General features: G+C 70.8%; 18 protein-coding genes. 5 read left to right on the top strand and 13 right to left on the bottom strand.

What is annotated here, in order from left to right:
• Position 1: 1 nt before the first annotated feature.
• Positions 2-1,237 carry a multiple monosaccharide ABC transporter permease gene (mmsB, locus tag QIY60_RS29255; RefSeq protein WP_283145175.1) on the top strand — a complete coding sequence of 412 codons (1,236 nt, stop codon included), beginning with the start codon at positions 2-4 and terminating at the stop codon, positions 1,235-1,237.
• 32 nt (positions 1,238-1,269) lie between these two features.
• The gene (locus tag QIY60_RS29250) at positions 1,270-2,418 is read left to right on the top strand and encodes an aldose epimerase family protein (RefSeq protein WP_283145174.1); all 1,149 of its coding nucleotides are present in this window, start codon (positions 1,270-1,272) and stop codon (positions 2,416-2,418) included.
• Positions 2,419-2,447: 29 nt separating this feature from the next.
• On the opposite strand, the gene QIY60_RS29245 is transcribed toward QIY60_RS29250, so the two are convergent.
• The 7 genes from QIY60_RS29245 to QIY60_RS29215 all read right to left on the bottom strand — a co-directional run bounded on the left by QIY60_RS29245 (position 2,448) and on the right by QIY60_RS29215 (position 8,110).
• Positions 2,448-3,290, bottom strand: a complete 843-nt coding sequence (locus QIY60_RS29245; RefSeq protein ID WP_283145173.1) for an SMP-30/gluconolactonase/LRE family protein — start codon at positions 3,288-3,290, stop codon at positions 2,448-2,450.
• Entirely contained in the window at positions 3,287-4,057 is a 771-nt protein-coding gene (locus QIY60_RS29240) for an IclR family transcriptional regulator (protein WP_283145172.1), read from the bottom strand. The genes QIY60_RS29245 and QIY60_RS29240 overlap by 4 nt, the downstream gene beginning before the upstream one ends.
• Before the next feature lie 100 nt (positions 4,058-4,157).
• Positions 4,158-4,805 carry a carbonic anhydrase gene (locus QIY60_RS29235; RefSeq protein WP_283145171.1) on the bottom strand — a complete coding sequence of 216 codons (648 nt, stop codon included), beginning with the start codon at positions 4,803-4,805 and terminating at the stop codon, positions 4,158-4,160.
• A gap of 130 nt (positions 4,806-4,935) precedes the next feature.
• On the bottom strand, positions 4,936-5,544 hold the full coding sequence (locus QIY60_RS29230) for a hypothetical protein (RefSeq protein WP_283145170.1): 609 nt from the start codon (positions 5,542-5,544) through the stop codon (positions 4,936-4,938).
• Between the two features lie 29 nt (positions 5,545-5,573).
• Positions 5,574-5,741 carry a hypothetical protein gene (locus tag QIY60_RS29225; protein WP_283145169.1) on the bottom strand — a complete coding sequence of 56 codons (168 nt, stop codon included), beginning with the start codon at positions 5,739-5,741 and terminating at the stop codon, positions 5,574-5,576.
• A 183-nt stretch (positions 5,742-5,924) separates the two neighbouring features.
• A complete protein-coding gene (locus QIY60_RS29220) occupies positions 5,925-6,863 on the bottom strand; it encodes a superoxide dismutase (RefSeq protein WP_283145168.1) in 939 nt (312 codons plus the stop codon).
• A gap of 179 nt (positions 6,864-7,042) precedes the next feature.
• The gene (locus tag QIY60_RS29215) at positions 7,043-8,110 is read right to left on the bottom strand and encodes a YncE family protein (protein WP_283145167.1); all 1,068 of its coding nucleotides are present in this window, start codon (positions 8,108-8,110) and stop codon (positions 7,043-7,045) included.
• Between the two features lie 146 nt (positions 8,111-8,256).
• On the opposite strand from QIY60_RS29215, the gene QIY60_RS29210 reads away from it, so the two are divergent.
• Positions 8,257-9,168, top strand: coding sequence for a LysR family transcriptional regulator (locus tag QIY60_RS29210; RefSeq protein WP_283145166.1), 912 nt, complete (start codon positions 8,257-8,259; stop codon positions 9,166-9,168).
• Positions 9,169-9,234: 66 nt separating this feature from the next.
• On the opposite strand, the gene QIY60_RS29205 is transcribed toward QIY60_RS29210, so the two are convergent.
• A complete protein-coding gene (locus QIY60_RS29205; protein WP_283145165.1) occupies positions 9,235-9,603 on the bottom strand; it encodes a VOC family protein in 369 nt (122 codons plus the stop codon).
• A gap of 181 nt (positions 9,604-9,784) precedes the next feature.
• Positions 9,785-10,585: a sigma-70 family RNA polymerase sigma factor gene (locus tag QIY60_RS29200; protein ID WP_283145164.1), complete on the bottom strand. Its 801-nt coding sequence runs from the start codon at positions 10,583-10,585 to the stop codon at positions 9,785-9,787.
• A gap of 402 nt (positions 10,586-10,987) precedes the next feature.
• On the opposite strand from QIY60_RS29200, the gene QIY60_RS29195 reads away from it, so the two are divergent.
• The gene (locus QIY60_RS29195) at positions 10,988-12,457 is read left to right on the top strand and encodes a sigma-70 family RNA polymerase sigma factor (RefSeq protein WP_283145163.1); all 1,470 of its coding nucleotides are present in this window, start codon (positions 10,988-10,990) and stop codon (positions 12,455-12,457) included.
• Positions 12,458-12,488: 31 nt separating this feature from the next.
• On the opposite strand, the gene QIY60_RS29190 is transcribed toward QIY60_RS29195, so the two are convergent.
• The 4 genes from QIY60_RS29190 to QIY60_RS29175 form a co-directional block, all read right to left on the bottom strand.
• Positions 12,489-13,505 (bottom strand): TolB-like translocation protein, encoded by a 1,017-nt coding sequence (locus QIY60_RS29190; protein WP_283145162.1) that lies wholly within the window; start codon positions 13,503-13,505, stop codon positions 12,489-12,491.
• Complete coding sequence (locus tag QIY60_RS29185) at positions 13,502-14,581, bottom strand: MFS transporter (RefSeq protein WP_283145161.1); 1,080 nt, start codon at positions 14,579-14,581, stop codon at positions 13,502-13,504. The genes QIY60_RS29190 and QIY60_RS29185 overlap by 4 nt, the downstream gene beginning before the upstream one ends.
• 22 nt (positions 14,582-14,603) lie before the next feature.
• Positions 14,604-15,527: an alkaline phosphatase family protein gene (locus QIY60_RS29180; RefSeq protein ID WP_283145160.1), complete on the bottom strand. Its 924-nt coding sequence runs from the start codon at positions 15,525-15,527 to the stop codon at positions 14,604-14,606.
• Between the two features lie 68 nt (positions 15,528-15,595).
• Complete coding sequence (locus tag QIY60_RS29175) at positions 15,596-15,838, bottom strand: hypothetical protein (protein WP_283145159.1); 243 nt, start codon at positions 15,836-15,838, stop codon at positions 15,596-15,598.
• Between the two features lie 649 nt (positions 15,839-16,487).
• Here QIY60_RS29175 and QIY60_RS29170 point away from each other — a divergent pair.
• A complete protein-coding gene (locus QIY60_RS29170) occupies positions 16,488-18,770 on the top strand; it encodes a polysaccharide lyase 8 family protein (protein WP_283145158.1) in 2,283 nt (760 codons plus the stop codon).
• Positions 18,771-18,927: the final 157 nt, after the last annotated feature.

Below are 18,927 nucleotides of genomic sequence, written 5' to 3'. Positions count from 1 at the left end.
TATGGGTCCGGTCACCACCGACGCCGCACCGAGCACCCCGAGGACTCCCGAGCCACCGCGCTCCCCGGCCGGGGCGCTGCTCCTGGACGCGGCCCGCCGCAACATGCGCCAGTACGGGATGCTGGTCGCGCTCGGACTGATCGTCGTGCTGTTCCAGATATGGACCGACGGCGTCCTGCTCAAGCCGAACAACGTCACCAACCTGGTGCTCCAGAACAGCTACATCCTGGTCCTCGCCATCGGCATGGTGATCGTCATCATCGCCGGCCACATCGACCTCTCCGTCGGCTCTCTGGCGGCCTTCGTCTCGGCGGCGTGCGCCGTGATGATGGTGGAGCACCATGTGCCCTGGGTGCTCGCGCTGGTCGTCGCGCTCGCCATCGGCGCGGTCGCGGGCGCCTGGCAGGGGTTCTGGATCGCGTACGTCGGCATCCCGTCGTTCATCGTCACGCTCGCCGGGATGCTGCTCTTCCGGGGCGGCACCCAGATCCTGCTCGGCTCCCGCTCGCTCGGCCCGTTCCCCGAGGGCTTCCAGAAGATCTCCACCGGATACCTCCCCGAGGTCGGTCCGGACACCGACTACCACAACCTCACCGTCCTGTTGGGGCTCGGCCTGATCGCCGTCGTCCTGGTCCAGGAGGTGCGCTCCCGGCGGCGCGAGCAGGCGTACGAACTCGATGTGCTCCCCCGTGGCCTGTTCCTCACCAAGTGCGCGGCGACGGTCGCCGCCGTCCTCGCCTTCACCCTCACCCTGGCCAGCTACCGGGGCGTGCCGGTAGTGCTGCTCCTGCTCGCCGCCCTGCTCATCGGGCTCGGCTTCGTGATGCGCAACGCGGTGGTGGGACGGCATGTGTACGCGCTCGGCGGCAACCAGGCCGCGGCGAAGCTCTCCGGCGTCAAGGACAAGCGGGTCACCTTCCTGGTCTTCGTGAACATGGGGGTGCTCGCCGCCCTCGCCGGTGTCGTCTTCGCCGCGCGCCTCAACGCCGGCACGCCCAACGCGGGCATCAACTTCGAGCTGGAGGCCATCGCGGCCGCCTTCATCGGCGGCGCCTCGATGAGCGGCGGCGTGGGAACGGTCCTTGGCGCGATCATCGGCGGCCTGGTGCTCGGCGTGCTCAACAACGGTATGTCGCTGGTCGGCGTCGGCACCGACTACCAGCAGGTCATCAAGGGGTTCGTCCTGCTGGCCGCCGTGGGCTTCGACGTCTGGAACAAACGCAAGGTCGGCTCATGACACACCACCACCTACCCGGAGGAGCAGCGGACATGAACACCAGCAGACGTACGGTGATGGCGGCGGGCCTCGCAACCGGCCTGGTGGCGACGAGCCTCGGCACCGCCCACGCCGCGTCGGGCGGCGCCCCCACCAGGACGCTGTTCGGCACCCTGGACGACGGCACCCCCGTACACCTGTGGACCGTCGCCAACGGCGGCATCCGGCTGGAGGTCCTCTCGTACGGCGGGATCGTGCACCGTCTCGACGTGCCCGACCGGCACGGCCGCCGGGCCAACATCGCGCTCGGCTTCGACAACCTCGCCGACTACGTCGCCAAGTCCCCGTACTTCGGCGCTCTCATCGGCCGCTACGGCAACCGCATCGCGGCGGGCAGGTTCACCCTGGACGGCCACACCTACCAACTGCCGCTCAACGACAGTGCGAACAGCCTGCACGGCGGCACCAAGGGCTTCGACAAGCAGATGTGGCACGTGGAGCCCTTCACCCGCGGCTCCGGCACCGGTCTCGTACTCTCCCGGATCTCACCGGACGGCGAGATGGGCTACCCCGGCACGTTGAAGGTCCAGGTCACCTACACCCTCGCGGCACGCGGCGAGTGGCGCATCGACTACTCGGCGACCACGGACCGGGCGACCGTCGTCAACCTCACCAGCCACACCTACTTCAACCTCGCGGGCGAGGGCAGCGGCCCGGTCCACGACCACACCCTCGAACTGGCCGCCGCCCGCTACACCCCCGTCGACACGGGCCTCATACCGACCGGCGAACTGGCCCGGGTGTCCGGCACCCCCTTCGACTTCCGGCGTACGAAGCCGATCGGCCGGGACATCCGCCAGGGCCACCGACAACTCGTGTACGCCAAGGGGTTCGACCACAACTGGGTCCTGGACAAGGGAAGGACACCGGACCCCGCGTACGCGCTCACGCTCGCCGAGCCGCACTCCGGCCGGGTGATGAGGATGTACACCACTGAGCCGGGAATGCAGTTCTACAGCGGCAACTTCCTGGACGGCACCCTGGTCGGCACCTCGGGCCGCACCTACCGCCAGGGCGACGCCCTCTGTCTGGAGGCCCAGCACTTCCCGGACTCCCCCAACCACCCCGCCTTCCCGTCCACGGTGCTGCGCCCGGGCGAGACGTACCGGACGTCGACCGTGCACGCCTTCTCGACGCGCTGAGGTGTGTCGATCCGGGTACCGCCTTCCGCTCACCCGGCGAAGGCGGTGCCCGGCATTCCGCGTCCCATACCCGGCAGCACCAGGAGCGACCCGGAGAGCGGATGCGGCTGCCGCAGGCCGGTCCGGGCGGTGGTGATGTACAGGTCGGTGAGGTCCGGGCCGCCGAAGGCGCAGGCGGTGGGGCGGCGCACGGGCAGCTCCACGACCAGGCCGAGCGTGCCGTCGGGGTCGTAACGGCGCACTGCGGCCCCGTCCCAGAGTGCCACCCAGATGCTGCCGTCGGCGTCGACGGTGAGCCCGTCGGGAAAGCCGGAGCCGCTCTCGATGACGGCGAACGGCCGTCGTTCGTGGGCGAGTTGCCCGTCATGGTCGAAGACATCGATGCGCCGGGTCGGGCTGTCGACGTAGTACATGAGCCTGCCGTCCGGGCTCCAGGCGGTTCCGTTGCTGACCGACACCGGGTCGGGCAGCAGGGTGGTCGCGCCGTCGCCCGCGATCCGGGTGAGGGAGCCGCCGCCCGGCGCCTCGTCGTAGCGCATGGTGCCCGCCCACAGGGCGCCGTCCGGTGCGACCGCCGCGTCGTTGCCGCGCCGCCCGGGCACGGGATCCCGCAGCAGCCACGAGAAGGCGCCGTCGGGACCGTAGAGCCCCACGCCGTCACGGAGGTTGACGACGAGGCCCCCGCCCGCGCGCGGCTTCGCGGCGCCGACGTGCTGCTCGGTCGCCATGACCGTACGACGTCCGCTGCCCGGCTCGTACGTGTGGATCCGCGACGCCAGGATGTCGACCCAGATCAGCCGCCCGGTCACCGGGTCCCAGGTGGGCCCTTCACCGAGCTCGGCCGCTGCCCGCACGGCCACGTCCGGGTTCATCGCGCGCCCCGGTGACCGAGCCGCACGGACAGGTCGCCCGCGCCCTTCAGCGCCAGCTCGGCGAGCTCTGTCTCACGCGCCTCGGTCCACCGGATCATCGGTACGGAGATGGAGAGCGCGGCGACGACCCGGCCCGCGCTGTCGCGTACCGGGGCGGCCACGCAGCTGACGTCCGGATTGGATTCGCGGTGCTCGAACGCGGTGCCCCGGGCCCGTATTCCGTTGAGCGCGGTGCGCAACACCTCAGGGTCGGTGATGCTGTCGGGCGTCATGGCGACGAGCTCGACGCCGCCGATCCTGGTGTCCAGTTCGGCTTCCGGGAGCGAGGCCAGCAGCATCTTGCCGACGGAGGTGCAGTGGGCGGGGAGGCGGCGGCCGGCGGCCGAGACCATGCGGACGGCGTGGGTGGAGTCCACTTTGGCGATGTAGATGACGTCGGTGTCCTCCAGGATCGCCACATGGACGGTCTCGTCGCAGGTCTCGGCGACCTCGCGGGCCACCTGCTGCCCTTCTGCGGCGAGGTCCAGCTGCTCGGCGTAGCGGCTGCCGAGCTGATACGTGCGGACGCCGAGCCGGTAGCGCCCCGGCTGCTCGGGCACCGCGACCAGGTAGGAACGGGCAGCCAGCGTGGTGACCAGCTCGTGGACCGTCGTCCGCGGAAGCCCGAGCCTGCGCATGACGTCCGGCGCGGAGAGCGGCGCCTCGCTCTCCAGGAAGAGCTCCAGCACGTCCAGCGCCCTGGCCACCGCCGGCACGAGTCGCCCCATGGCCCGCCACCCCACCCTCTGTGTTCGAAACTCCGGTCAACGACCGGAATGACGAACACAGGCTAGCGACAGGGTGGTTCGGGGGGCAATGGGCGGGTGCTCAGCGCGTGCGTCGGGTGAGTGCTGACGCAGCCGGGATCCCGTGGGCGGTGACGAGGCGGGCACTGCCTTCGGCGAGTTGGTAGGCCAGGCCGACGACTCCGGTGCGGGCGGAGGCGACCTGGTCGGCGAGAACGCGGGAGCGGTCCAGGAGGAGGTCCACGGTGTGCAGTATGTGCGTGTCGATGAGGTCGCTGTCCGAGGTGAGACCTGCGGCGCGGGCGGCCAGCACGCTGGGGGTGACGCGCTCGACGACGTCCCGGACGTACCCTGCGGCGGGCAGCCCGTCCTCGACCGCGGCGCGGGCGGCCGCGACGGCGCCGCAGGAGTCGTGCCCGAGGACCACGACGAGGCGGCAGTCCAGCACGCTCGTGCCGTACTCGATGCTGCCCAGGACCTCCGGTCCCAGGACGTGCCCGGCGGTGCGCACCACGAACAGGTCGCCGAGACCCTGGTCGAAGATGATCTCGGCGGCCAGCCTGGAGTCGGAGCATCCCAGCAGCACCGCGAAGGGCTTCTGCGCCGGAGCGAGCTCGGCGCGCCGTGCGGCGTCCTGGTTCGGATGCTGCGGCGCACCGGCCACGAAGCGCCTGTTCCCGGCGAGCAGGGCGTCGAGGGCGTCGGCGGGAGAGACGGGAGTGGATGCCATGTCGGCAGACTCTACGAGGCGGGCGGGGGCGCGCGCACGGGCCGGGAGCCGCACCTTGCGCGCCCCAGTCGACGTCCTCTCAGCGGCTCGTCCGCTCTCAAACGGCCCGCACGGTAGTGGTCGGGGTGCTTCAGGGCAGCACGACCTCGCAGGCGTTCAGCGCCCCGCTGCCGTCCGTGCCGGTCCAGAACACGGCCAGGCGGTGGTTGCCGTGATCCCAGTCCATCTGGGGGACGAGGGCGGGGGCAGCGATGCTGGTCTCGGGCAGGGTGTATACCGCGCCCATGGGATCGGTTCCGGCTCGGACGGCCGCGAGGTTGGCGGGTGCCACGTTGAGGTGGCCGGCGCCGTCGGTGCCGGCCCAGGCGATGCAGACGGAGTCGCGGAACGGGGTGAAGGCCGCGGGCTCGCAGATGCTCCACTGCGCCGATCTCACCACCACCGGCGTGTCCGTCGCCGGTACGTCCGAGTTGGTGAAGGCGAATGAGAGGGCCCCGTCGGCAGCCGTCCACATCCACACAGTGCCTTCCCAGCCCACGCCGATGTTACGGACCGGGCCGCGCGGGGTGCCGAAGAAGGGCAGGGAGATCGTCTCACCGAAGTTGATCCCGGTGGCCTGGGCGAGGACGACCCGGCCGTACTGGTCGACCGCGTTGACCCGGTACCGCTGGAGCACCGACATGCCGGGGCCGCTCGTCCCGCCGATCTGCCCGTAGCCCACCAGGCTGTGCTGGGTCATACCGCCGGTCAGCTTCCAGTCCCCGGACGTCAGGGCGAAGTCGGCGACCTTGACCGCGCGTCGATGCCCGTCCAGGCGAGCCGAGCGCCGTACGCACTCGTCACCCCCGGCAGAAACGACGGCGCGTAGTCGGAGGCATCGGCCAGGATCGTCTTCTCCAGGGTCGACCCGGCGAACTGGCGTGGCAGGCCGATCACATTGGCGATGGTGATGTTCCGGCTGTTGCGGTTGCCGGGCCGCGGCGGCGGGAGGGTAAGTGGTGCGTCACGAGAATCACCCCTGGTCTCGGCAAACGTCGTGTGCAGCATCGCCGCCGGTGGAACGGCCGCACAAGCACACGACCCGCTCAGCGGACCGCATGCGCGTGCGGCACCCCGCACTCACCCCCGCAACGGCACCGCCACCACGTCGTACTCCGTCTCCGGCGTCGGTGTGATGTCCATCCGCGCATTGGGCAGATAGAGCCGGTCGCCCCACACCGCCACCGTGGTCGGGACCCGGAACCGGGTATCGGTGATCCGCCGGATCCAAGTGCCGTTCGTCCCGGCCGTGTTGAGCCGGATCACGTCGATCGCGTTCTGCTGGTTCTGGACCACGTACAGCACCCGCCCGAGCAGCAGCAGGCCGTCCCCGCTGGGGAGTTTCAGCTCGCCGAGGCCGACCCGGCTCGCCGATCCGGTACGTGGGTCGACCCGCATCACTCCCCCGCCGTCGACGGCGTTGTCGGCGACGAGCAAGGCACTGCGGTCGGGGGTGCGCACAATGCCGTTGGCGGTCCAGCCGGTGCCCTGGACCCACTCCCCGGTCAGCGGCACCGGTTCCATGCCCAGTGGCTCGCCGCCGGGGCCGAGGGGGACCTTGTAGAGCTGGGCGTTGAACGAGTCGGTGAACCAGGCGGCGGACGGGGTGAGGACCACGTCGTTCACCATGGCCGTCGGTGCGTCCACCGGGTAGACGTGTGTGACGGCGCCCGAGCGGATGTCGACCACACGGATCTCCGATCCGCCGCTGACGAACAGCCGCCCGCGCCCATCCGTCTTCAGGCCGCCGCTGCCGTGCGCTTCTCCCAGGCCCTTGCTGACGAGGCGGCGTTCGCCGGTGGCCAGGCTGATGCGGAGGATGTCACCGTTGGCGAGCGAACCCAGGTACGCGTACGGCTCGCGGCCGATGGCGATGCCCTCGGGACGGAACCCGTTGGGGAGCGCGAGTCGGGCGGGCCAGGTGCGCCCGCCCGACTCGGCCGCGTGCGCGGTGCTCGTCAGCGGCGAGCCCGACAACGGGGAGACGAGGGCGGCCCCGCCAAGGGCCGCGCCCGTCATGAGCAGTTTTCTACGTGAGAGGGGGCCGGGGGCAGGCATCGAGCACCTTTCGTAGCAGTTGCGTACGACTCAAAACGGGGCACGGTCCTTTACGAGCCCCGACCCACCTCTACGCCGTCCGGCACTACTGCTGGTGCACTCCCGCTCGACCCCCGTACCTCGACCGCAAGTCTTCGACCTCAGGCCGGGCGCGGGATGTAGGCCAGACCGTGAGCGCCGGGCTCGCCCGCCTTGGCGATGTCCAACCGGCTCAGCTCCTGCAACGTCTCCAGGTCGACGACATGAACGGTGGACGAGACGACGCAGGACACGTACGCGATCCGGCCGTCCGGTGACGAGGTGATGGTCAGCGGGAAGAGCCCCACTTCGAGCCCGCCCAGCCACTTGCGGGTGTCGGCGGAGAAGACCGTGAGGCGGCCCGGTGCCTGGCGGCCGAGCTGGGACGCCGGGTCGGGTTCCATGCGCAGTTCGCCCACGAGCAGTTTGCCGGTCGAGGTGAGGTGCACCGGCAGGACGACGCCGTCCGTGGACAGTGTGTCGACGACGGACGCCGTCCGGGCGTCGATGACTTTGATCCCCGCGTCCGGCCGGTCCCCAGCGGCGGCGAGGAAGGAACCGGCGTACGGCGAGGCGACGTAGGCGTACGCACCGTCGGCCGAAACGGCGAGTCCCTCGCTGCCCGGCACCTCGACCTTCGCGGTGAGGACGCCCCGTTCGAGGTCGACAACCGACACGAACGGCGCCTCCTTGTTGGTGGCGTAACCCGTCCTCCCCGAAGGGTCGATGGCGAACCAGTGCGGGCCGGGCGCGTCCGTGTCGATCCTGCCCAGGGCGCGGCGGGTCTCCGTGTCGATCACCACAACACCACCGGGCCGGTCCGCAGAGCCCTCCACGCTGACGTAGAGACGACGGCGTGCCGTGTCCAACGCCAGCCCGTGCGGCCCGTGTTCCGGGGCGAGGTCGATGACTTCGACGATGCGGCGCGTGTCGGGGTCGATGACGGTGAGCTCGGTGCGTCGGCCGCCGTTCGCGTGGTAGTAGCCCGAGTGGTACGAGGTGGTGCACCACAGCAGGCGCTGCGTCGGGTCGAAGCACAACTCGTGCGGCTCGGCGAGGATGTCGAGCGTATCGATGTGCCGGTCGGAGACGGCGTCGAAGAACGACACGGTCGGCCCGCTCTGACTGACCACGGCCAGAACGTCGCCGTCTCGACCGGCGCGGGGGGAGGGCTGGTGTACGGAGGGCACGGGTGGCTCCTTGGGAGGGCAACGGGGATGTCACGCGATGCGTTTCGCGGACGTCCCCACTCTCGCCACGGTTGGGCCACCACGACAATGCAAGAATGAGCACCTAATCATTGCCTCAGACGTAAACATGCAGCTCAGGAGCATCATTGGATCTCAATCTGCTGCGCGCCCTGGACGCTCTGCTCCAGGAGAACAGCGTGACCCGCGCCGCCGAGCGGCTCGGCACATCACCGGCGGCCGCCAGCCGTACGCTGGCCCGGCTGCGGCGTGCCGTCGGTGACCCGCTCCTGGTCCGCGCGGGGCAGGGGATGGTGCCGACCCCCCGCGCCCTGGAACTCCGGGACGAGGTGAGTGCGTTGCTGCGCGGCTGCGACAACGTCCTGCGGCCCGGCGCCGGTTTCGACGCCGTGCATCTCCAGCGCACGTTCACCGTACAGGCCACCGACCTGCTCCTGACCGGGCTGGCCGGGACCTTGACCGACCGCATCCACGCGGAGGCGCCGCACGTGGACGTGGTCTTCCTGCCGGAGGCGATCGAGGGCGGACCCGCCCTGCGGCAGGGCTTGGTGGACGTGGAACTGGGCGTCCTGGCGCACCTGGATCCGGAGATCCGCACCCGACACCTCACCGAGACGACCCTGGTGGGCATCGCCCGCAGCGGGCACTCCCTCTTCGACGGGCGCATCACCGCCCGCCGTTTCGCCGCGGCCGACCACATTGGCATCTCCCGGCTCGGCAAACGCCTCGGGCCCATCGACAGCGCACTCGCGGAACGCGGACTGCGCCGCCGTACCGCGGTCGTCGTACCCAGCCATACGAGCGCGATGATGCTCGCCCGGACCACCGACCTCGTCGCGCTCACCCTGGACGGCTGGCTTCCCGACACCATCTCCGCGCTGGGGCTGCGCACCTTCCCCGTCCCCCTCGACCTGGCACCCCTTGAGCTGGGGATGGCCTGGCACCCCCGGAACTCGACCGACCCGGGGCACCGCTGGTTCCGCGACCACCTGGCGGCCGCGGTGCTGGCCCCGTTCGGCGTGGAGTCGGGCACGGAGTGAGACACGGGGGGACGGCGGGTCCGAGTCCCGTCCCGCCCCCCCCGGTGACGCGTATACCGCCGTCAATCAGCTTCTGACCAGGCAGAAAGGATGTCCGGCCGGATCGATGAGGACCCGCCACCTCTCTCCGCCCGGCTGCTGCTCCGGCTTGCCCGCGCCCAGCTCCAACAGCCGGGCCTCGGCCTCGTCGAAATCGTCGACCTCGAAGTCGAGGTGCATCTGCTGGGGAACGGTCTGGTCGGGCCAGTTCGGGGCCTGGTAGTCGTCGACCCGCTGAAAGCCGATGAAGAGCCCGTCCGCGCTGTTGAGACCGGCGAACTCGGCGTCCGACTTCGGGTGGGGTTCGAGGCCGGCGGCCTGCTGGTAGAACGCCGCCAGAGCAAGCGGATCGGCACAGTCGAGCGTGATCGCGGCCAACTTCATCTTCAGGGGCATGGCAACTCCGGGCTGAACGGTGGACTTCCGTACCGCACACCCTAGAAGGGCGCCCAGGAGTCGAGCGCGCCGGTCCCGTACACCTTGAGCGCGGTGGTGCTCGTGAACCGCCTCGTGCCGGCTTCGCCGACGTGGAGCAGCCGCGCCCGCGTTCTCGATCGGGGCCGTGTCCGCGGAGGCCCTACGGCTGTTCGTTCGTCGTCCACGGCCACGGCGTCCTGCCGCCCGCCCTCGTCGACGCCAGCCGCCTGTTGATCGACGTGAGCTCGCTGAGCGCGTGGCGGCAGCGGTCACAGCGGTAGAGGTGGGCGTCCACCTCCTTGCTGCGCGGGCGGCCGGCGCGGCGCACGTGCGCGACGAGCAGCATGACGATCCGGCGGCATTCCTCCCCGGTCGCGGACGCCTCGACATGCGCCGCGAGGTAGGCCGCGCGCAACGCCTCGCGGGCGCGGGCCGCCAGCGAGCCGACGCCGCTCACCCCCAGGCCGAGCAGCGCGCCGACGGCGGCGGCCGGCCGCTCCTCGACCACCGTGTACCAGAGCACCGCCTGCCAGCGCGCGGGGAGCGACCGGAAGCCCCGCAGGGCGAACCCGCTGTCCTCGCGCCGGAGCACGCTTTCCTCACCGCTCCAGCCCAGCGGGACGGACGGGTTCGTCCAGCGTTCCGGTTCGCCGCAGAGCTCGGTCATACGGGCCGTGCTCGCCCACGCGGCGGCGGTGCGCCGGACGACGACGAGCAGATACGGACGCCAGGCACCCTGCGGGCCGCCCCCGGCCCGTACCGCCCGGATCGTACGGACGAACGCCTCGGACGCCAGGTCCTCGGCGGTGTGCGCGTCGCGGCAGCAGAGCCGGGCGTAGGCGAGTACGGCACTGCGGTGACGCCGGTAGAGCTCCGCGACGGCGGCGCGTCCACCCGAGCCCGGAACAGCGGCGGCGAGCTCCGCGTCCGTGCGTTCGGAATACGGCTCGTGGACAGTCATGACTCGTCTCACAGTTCTTGCGACCGGCGGCAGTGAAGGCTTCGAAAAGCGAGCAACACGCGATCATATACATGAACTCTATCTATATTGAGGAACATCTGCGCCCCGAAGCTAAGCCCGCCCCTCAGAGGCTGTCAAGGAGTCGCGTCATGGTCTGAACCACGTTCCCGCTGGCCAAGCCGTTGAGCCGGACGGCTCAGGCTGCCGCACGGCCCGGCGGTGCCGATGCGCCTCGATCACATCAGTGGTTCTTTATCAGTCTCGCCACACCTTTCCCCGGCCGGTGCTCACGCGGTGCTAACGTCCCTCAAGATCCAGAGGCGATGCCGTCAACGGGCCCTGAACACCACGGAATTCAGGCGCGCCCGCCGCCTCGCCTGCCGTCTCCGAGGGACGACATTCATGCTCTCCAGCGAGGAACAGCAGCAGTCCCGCCCGGACGCCGAACTCACGGCGTCCATACGGGAGGGCGACGACGAAGCCCTCGCCGAGCTGTACCGACGCCACCAGCCGGCCGTGCTCGCCTACGCCCGTACCTGCTGCCGCGACCCGCACACCGCCGAGGACCTGGCGTCCGAGGCGTTCACCCGCGCCCTGCAGGCCGTCCGCTCCGGCGGCGGTCCCGAACTGGCCTGGCGCGCCTACCTGTTGACGATCGTGCGCCGCACGGCCGCGGGGTGGGCCGACACCGCCCGGCGCACCGAGCTGGCACCCGACTTCACCACGTGGCTGGCCGGTGTGTCCTCCGGCTCGGAGTCGGAGAGCAGCGAGGAGCGCGTCCTGCGCCTGGAGGACAACAGCCTCGTCCTGCGCGGCTTCCGCACCCTGCCCGAACGCTGGCGGGCCGTCCTGTGGCACACCGTCATCGAGGACGAACCGGCCGCCGAGGTCGCCGCCCGGCTCGGCATGACCGCCAGCGGCGTCGCCTCGCTCGCCGCCCGCGCACGCGAGGGGCTGCGCGAGGCCTATCTGTCGGCGCACGCCGACAGCAGTACCGCCTCGGAGGAGTGCCGGCGCCACACCGCGCTGCTCGGCGCCGTCGTACGCCGCTCGGGCCGTCGCACCAGCCGCGCGCTCGACCGCCATCTCACGCACTGCGCCCGCTGCCGCCGGGCGCTGGTCCACCTCACCGACATCAACGAGCGTCTGAACACGACCCTTCCGGCGGCCCTGCTACTGTGGGGCGGCTCCGCGTACGTCGCGGCGGGCCTACGGTGTCGGCGCCCGTGGGCGTCGCGATCGCCACCCTCGTCGTCGCAGCCGGAATCGGTGGGTTGGCCCTGCTCCCCCACACCGCCATCCGGACCCTCCTCCAGGTCACCCGAAGAACCCAACGCCTCACGGCGGGGCCGCACTTCCGCATCCGCCCGACCGTCGCCCACGCACCCCTCCCCCGGACACACACCGACGACCACCGGCGGGTGCATGGAGATCCCCGGCGACACCCCCACACCCGGCGTCCAGCCGCGCGAGGCGACATGCGACGGCAGTGCGCGCCAGCACTGGAACGTGGTGATCGTGGGCAGCCACTCACCGAGCAGCGACCTCCCCCTGGCGCAACTCCGCAACAAGGCAAGCGGGTTGTATCTCAGCAGCGCCGGCAGCACGGCCAAGGACGCGCCCGTGGTGCAGCGCACCTGCGACACCGATGACCCATCGCAGATCTGGGCGGTGTTCGACGACGTGTCACGGGGAGTGGCCTCGTTCATCGACCGGCGTGTGGACGCGTATCTCGGCCTTGAGGACGGGCGGGACGCGGCGGCGGGCAGGCCGCACGACCCCACCATCGGCACCAACACGACGAGCACGGACGACGAGGACGCGCCCTGCTCCGACTTCCGCTACGACGGCACGCCCTTCGGATCCGGCTGACGCGGCGCCGCATGAGCCGTCGTCCGTGCCCTCAAACGCTGTACGCCGGACTCACCGCCGACACCATCAGGCGGCGCGGGTGTCCGCTCCCGTCGGCGGGCACGGTCCACAGGTCGTCGCCGTAGTCGCCCGGCTGTGCGTAGACCAGGGCGTGGTTCCCGCTCCAGACGGCCTGGTCGTCGACGTTCTCTAACTCTGCGGTCGCGGTTTCGCGCATGGTGCGCAGGTCCATGACGTACAGCCGCCAGGGTGCGTCGGAGTCGGCGCCCTCGACGCGCTTCTTGAAGGCGATGCGGGTGCCGTCCGGGGAGAGCGAGGGGCATTCGACGTTGGTGTGGAGCGCGGTCAGGGTCTTGGCGGTGCGGTCGCCGCGTACGAGATACGTCTGGCCGCCGGTGGCGACGGTCGCGTAGAAGTGGGTGTCGTCGGCGAAGGTGACGCCCCAGATGTTGATGTCGGCGGCCTTCTTGCGGTGGCCGTCCTTGTAGAAGCGGTACGTCTCCAGGTTGCTGTCGTAGTCCCAGGTCCGGGTGTCCACGATCGAGGTGCGGGTGGAGAAGGCGCCGCCCGCGTACGAGTCGCCGCCGGTGAAGACCGTCCAGGCGGCGAGGCGGCCGCTGGGCGAGACTCGCGCACGGGTGGGGATACCGGCCACGGCGAAGTGGCGCACCTCGTGCAGGTGGGTGTCGAGCACGACCGCGCGGTATTTCTCGCTCACGGTGCCGTGGTCGCCCTGGAGGCAGATGCCGGTGCCGTGGGCCGCGTAGAACCGCATGCACTGCAGGCCCGTCGCGGTACGGGATCCGCTCGGGTCGCCGGTGGGTGCCGAGGTGATCTCGCCCCGGTGCGGGCCCCAGGCCGTGTTGCGGAACAGGGTCTGCCCGGGAGTGTCCAGTGTGACGTTGCCGGAGACGACGTTCGGGCCGCCCACCTGGGCCTGCGACTTCCGCACGGCCCGCTGGTGCGCGTGCAGCACGGCGCCCACGCTCAGCGAGCCGAGGACGAGGAGGGCGGCGAGCAGGACGGCCAGCCGGTGCCTGGGGTTCATCGCACGCCCTCCGGGGTGCTGGTGGAGACGGCCGGACGCAGCAGTACGGCGCTGACGGCGACCGCGGCGACCAGTCCGGCGGTGGCGACGGCCAGCGCGCTGCGGTCGCCCCACATCGTCCAGGCCGCGCCGAAGCCGATCGAGCACACCAACCGCGCCGTGGCCTGGCCGGTCTGCACCACGGCGAGCCCGGTGCCGCGCTCGCTCTCGGGCACGGCGTCGGCGGTGGCCGCGGCGAGCACACCGTCGGTGGCCGCGTAGAAGGCGCCTTGCAGGGCCAGGACGAGGCAGGGCAGCAGCACGGAACCCTTGCCGGGGGTGAGGAGCAGAAGGTACGCCCCGAGCAGTCCCAGGTGGCCGATGAGGAAGAGCCGTCTGCGGCCGATGCGGTCGGCGACCAGGCCGAACGGGACGGCGAGCAGGAGGAAGCCCGCGGCGGTACCCAGCGGCAGCAGCGGGAACCAGGAGTCGGACAGACCGAGGCGGCGCTGGAGGCTGAGGTAGAGGAAGGAGTCGCTGACGCTGGTCAGGCCGAGCAGCACCGCGCAGAGCGTCAGCCGTCGTACGGCCGAGCGCCGCAGCAGCGAGCGCACGGGGGCCCGGCGTTCACCGTTCGCCGGTGGCGCCTCCGGTGGAGCCGTGCGCCCCGGTACGAAGAGCAGCAGGACGACGACGCCGAGCGCGGCGATGCAGCCGCTGAGGCTGAACACCGCGTCGTAGCCGTCGGCGGCCGTGCGCAGGACGAGGAAGGCGACGATCGGGCCGAGCAGCGCGCCGGTGGTGTCCATGGCCCGGTGCACGCCGAACGCGCGCCCCCGGGTGGCCGGTTCGGTGGCGAAGGAGATCATGGCGTCGCGCGGCGCGGTGCGCAGGCCCTTGCCCGTACGGTCGGCGGCGAGGACGACGAAGTAGAGCGGCAGTACGGCGGTGACCATCTCCGAGGAGACGTCGGTGATCAGGCTGACGGCGCCGAGGGCGATGACGGTGGTGGGGACGGCGGCGGCCGTCCGGCCGGGGCGGGTGCCCCGGCCGGACGGGCGGGCGCCGTCGGTGGAACGGCTGTCCGCGAGGTACATGGTGCTTCCAGAGGGTTTGCGGCTACTTCCAGATGCCGGTGATGTCCTTGCCCGAGGCCGCCTGGCCCGAGGGCTTGACGCCGTACATGTCCTCGATCGTGCGGAGCAGGTCGTAGTGGTTGTACTTGGTGGCGGTGGTGGCGCCCGCCTTGACCGGTCCCCCTTCGAAGATGGTGGTGATGCGCTGGTCGGAGCCCTTGCCTTCGTCGAAGGTGACGACCAGCACGCTGTTGTGCGTCTTGGCCCACTGCGCGTAGCCGTCGAGCCTGCTCTTCAGCCAGGAGTCACCGGTGGCGACGCTCTTCTTGCAGCCGCTCTTGATCCCGTGCATGTCGTTGCACAGGTTCGGAACGACGAACGAGACCGCGGGCAGCTTCGTGTAGTCCTTGGGGAACGCGGTGAAGGTGTGCGCGGTGGAGGCCGGCACGTTCTTGAAGCCGAACCACGGGTTGTGCTTGACGGCGTACTTACCGCTCTTGCACGTCGTAGGGTTCGACGGCCAGTCCTCGTTGTAGCTCCCCCACGTCCTGCCCGCGGCGATCAGCCCGCTGCCGAGGTTGGGCGCGGTCATGGTGCCGAGCTTGGGGCAGTCGTCGCCCTTGGCACCCTGGGTGGAGCCCGAGAACAGCTGGTAGTAGTTCGGCTGGCTCGGGTGGCTCAGCGCGCTCGACGCGGTGAGCAGCGCCCCTTGCTTGGCCAGCGAGTTGATGTACGGCGCGCTGGGCGACTTGATGACCGAACTGAAGGGCTGGTTCTCGAACATGACGACCACGACGTGGTCGGGCTTGGGCAGGGCGGTCGCCTTCGGGTCGGCCGGCTTCGAGGCGCCGAAGCCCGGTCCGGCCCAGAGGCCGACCGCGCCGACGGCCAGCGCGGAGGATGCCGCGAGAAGGCCGCGCCGGTGGCGACGGGCGCGATGGGAACGGGGTGGGGGCACAGTGGACACAGGTCCTCCGTGGGTGAGGGGCGAATGGGGAGGGCGGAAATATTGCGTCCGGGGCGCGGTGACGCCTGTCAGGTGCGCGAGCCGAGCCGGGGGATTCCCGCCGCGTGGCCGGTCAGGGCGCCTTGGCTCCAGGGCCGGTTCGCCGGCGGCAGCGGCGAAATATTTCGCGCGAATGCGCCCGAAGGCGCGGGAACCGAAACCGTAGGATCCGTTTCGATGTCCGCCATGCTTACACCCAGGAAACACGCCGTCAATATCCCGGTAGCCGAATTTTCGCCATCACGGATTTCCCGGCATTCCATTCCGGACATGCCCAATTCATGGGCCGGGCCAATTCCCGGTCCATGAATTAGGCGTACGAGCCTCAGCCGCCGGTCGCGATGGTCACTCCACCATCCGCCGGCCGAGCAGGCCGAGACCTTCGGGGGCGGCCCACGCTCCGATGTCCGCCCGGGTACCCGTGGAAGTGTCGACACCGTCTCGGCAATGTGAACTCCGGGCGGAAAACCCCTTGCCGAAGGCGCTGAACTTCGCCTGACCGCCATTCTTCGAGCTCCTGCGGTGTGCGTTGGGCCGCTTCATGCGCTGACCACTCCCTTGAGGGTTCATATATACGAACTACACTCATGCAAGTGAATCGATCACTCCCTTCCCGCATGAACGTGCACCCGGATGACAAAAGGCGGCCGTGGATGCGTGAAGCATTGACGGGGACTTGACGCCGGGGCTACTTTGCCCCAGCTCAACAGTCCCCGTATCTGGTCAACGTTCATATACGTAACCTGCGGGGCGCATACGATGCCGATTCCGACGTGAGGACAAGCGATGTCGCTTGATCGCCGAGACGTATTGCGATGCGGGGCAACCGCCGCCGTGGCAGCCGCTGTTCCGCTCCAGATGGCCGCGCCCGTGGCGGCAGCGCCAGGGGCCGGGGCAGGCGCAGCGGACCACGCGAAGATCGTGACCGCCTACCGGGAGCTCCAGATCGGCAGCAACCGGAGCTCCCCCAGGAGAAACCGGGCAGTGGCGGCCCTGGACCAGGTCGCGGTCGGCCACGACGCGGCCATGAACGTCACCGCCGACCAGCTCTGGCCGGACCTGCCGGTCGGCCCCGGCAGCACCTACTTCCCCTCGATGTACTACCGTCTGCGGACCATCGCCGTGGACTGGGCCACCCTCGGGTCCGCGCTCTCGGCCCGGCCGGAGATGCCCGAGCGCATCGTCACCGCGCTCAACACCCTCTACCGCACCCAGTACAACGAGAACACCGCCGAGATCGGCAACTGGTACTCCTACGAGATAGGCGTGCCGTACTGGCTGCTCCAGACCGTCGCCGCGCTCGGCGACCGGCTGCCCGCGGCCGACCGGGAACGCGTCCTGCGCCCCGTCCTGCGCTTCGTCGCCGATCCCAACCGCCGCACCAACAACCCCGCCACCGTGGAAACGGGGGCCAACCGCGCGGACAAGGCACTCATCACCGTAGTGTCCGGCGCGCTCGCCGGCGACGCCGCCCGGGTCGCCACCGGGATCGCGGCCGTCACCGACACCGTCGGCGGCGGCGCGGCGGACCTGACCAAGCGCACCACCCGGGGCGACGGCTACCACACCGACGGCTCGTTCATCCAGCACGACGTGGTGCCCTACCCCGGCCACTACGGGCTGGTCCTGCTCAGCGCGATCGCCGCACTGACGTATGTCACCCATGACACCGCGACCCGGCTCGCGCCCGCCGTACGGGAGAAGTTCGAGCAGGTCGTCACCGATGTGCACGCGCCGTTCCTGGTCGCCGGGTCGATGATGGAGACCGTGCGCGGCCGTATGCTCTCCCGCCAGGGCGAGACGGGGCACGACGCGGGCCACCAGTTCACCGCCGCGGTGGTGCTGCTGGCGAGGACCGCGACGGGCGGGACCCGGACGCGGCTGTCCCAGCTCGCGGCCCGCTGGATCGCCGAGGGCACCTGGGCGCCGTACCTCGACGTCTCGAACGTGGGCCGGTTCGCGGGCGGTCTCCAGCCCGTCGGGGTGTCCGAGGTCGAGCTCGCCGAGCAACTGCCGTATGCACAGGTCGACTTGGACGACGTGAATCTGCACCGGACGTTCCCGCAGATGGACCGGATGGTGCACGTCACGGACCGCTGGTCGGCGTCGCTCGGCACCGGCTCGGCGCGCATCTGCCGCTACGAGTCCATCAACGGCATGAACCTGCACGGCTGGTACACCGGCGACGGCGTGCTCTACACCTTCCTGCCCGAGCAGCAGGGCCACTACAGCGACGCCTACTGGCCCACGGTCGACGCCACGCTACTGCCCGGTGCCACCGTGAAGGACGCGGCCCCGCCGCCGCTGCTGACCGATCCACCGCGTACCACCCGCTCGTTCGCGGGCGGCGCGCGCTTCGACGACCGACACGGCGTCCAAGCCCTGGACTTCGTGTCGCAGGACGGCACCCTATCCGCCAAGAAGTCGTGGTTCTTCGCCCCCGACGCGGTCATCTGCCTGGGCGCGGCCATCACCGACTCCTCCGGCGCCCCCGTGCGTACGGCGATCGAGAACCGCAACCTCGGCGAGAACGGCACCGCCGCCCTGCTCATCGACGGCCGCCGCGGCACCTCACCGCTCGGCCGCGCCACGGTCGCGCCGCACGCGCGCTGGCTGCACCTGGAGGGGACGGCCGGCTATGTGCTCCTCGACGGCTCCGACAAGAAGCCGCTCACACTGCTGCGCGAGGACCGCAGCGGTACCTGGCTGGGCATCGACACCGGCGCCAACACCCACGGCACCTCCGATCCGTACACCCGCCGCTACCAGAAGATCGTGCTCGACCACGGGGTCCGCCCCACCGGGGCGAGCTACGCCTACGCCGTGCTGCCGGGCGCCTCGGCCGCCCGGACGCGCCGGGCCACCGGGCGCTGGGAGGTGCTGGCCAACTCGGCCCAGGCGCAGGCGGTCCGCCTCGACGGACACCTGACCGCCGCTTCGTTCTTCACCGCGGGCGCCGTCGAACGGGTGCAGGTGTCCGGGCCCGCAACCGCGGTGTGGGGCCGCACCCGCAAGGGCTGGACCTGCGCCCTCGCGGACCCGACCCAGACGGGTGACACCGTGCGCGTCACGGTCGATTCCGCCGGCCACCGTGTCGTCCGCGCGGATCCCACCGTCACCGTGGTGGCCACCCACCCGAAGCTCGTGGTGGACATCAAGGTCGCCGGGTCGTTCGGCGCGACCCACTCCTTCACCGTCGACTGACAACCCGTCAGGCATCCCCCCCGTCCCGGCGGGGCTGCGAGCCCCGCCGGACGATCCGCCTTCGCACCCACCCCCCAAGGAGCACCATGTCCCCGACATCCCATGCGCGCGCCACCTGGAGCCGTCGCCGCATCACCTTCGCCGTCGCGCTCGGCAC

The organism is Streptomyces sp. BPTC-684, assembly GCF_030028635.1.
Lineage (GTDB): Bacteria > Actinomycetota > Actinomycetes > Streptomycetales > Streptomycetaceae > Streptomyces > Streptomyces noboritoensis.
Note: the sequence above shows the minus strand (reverse complement) of the source record. Positions and strands in the feature narration are given on the sequence as shown.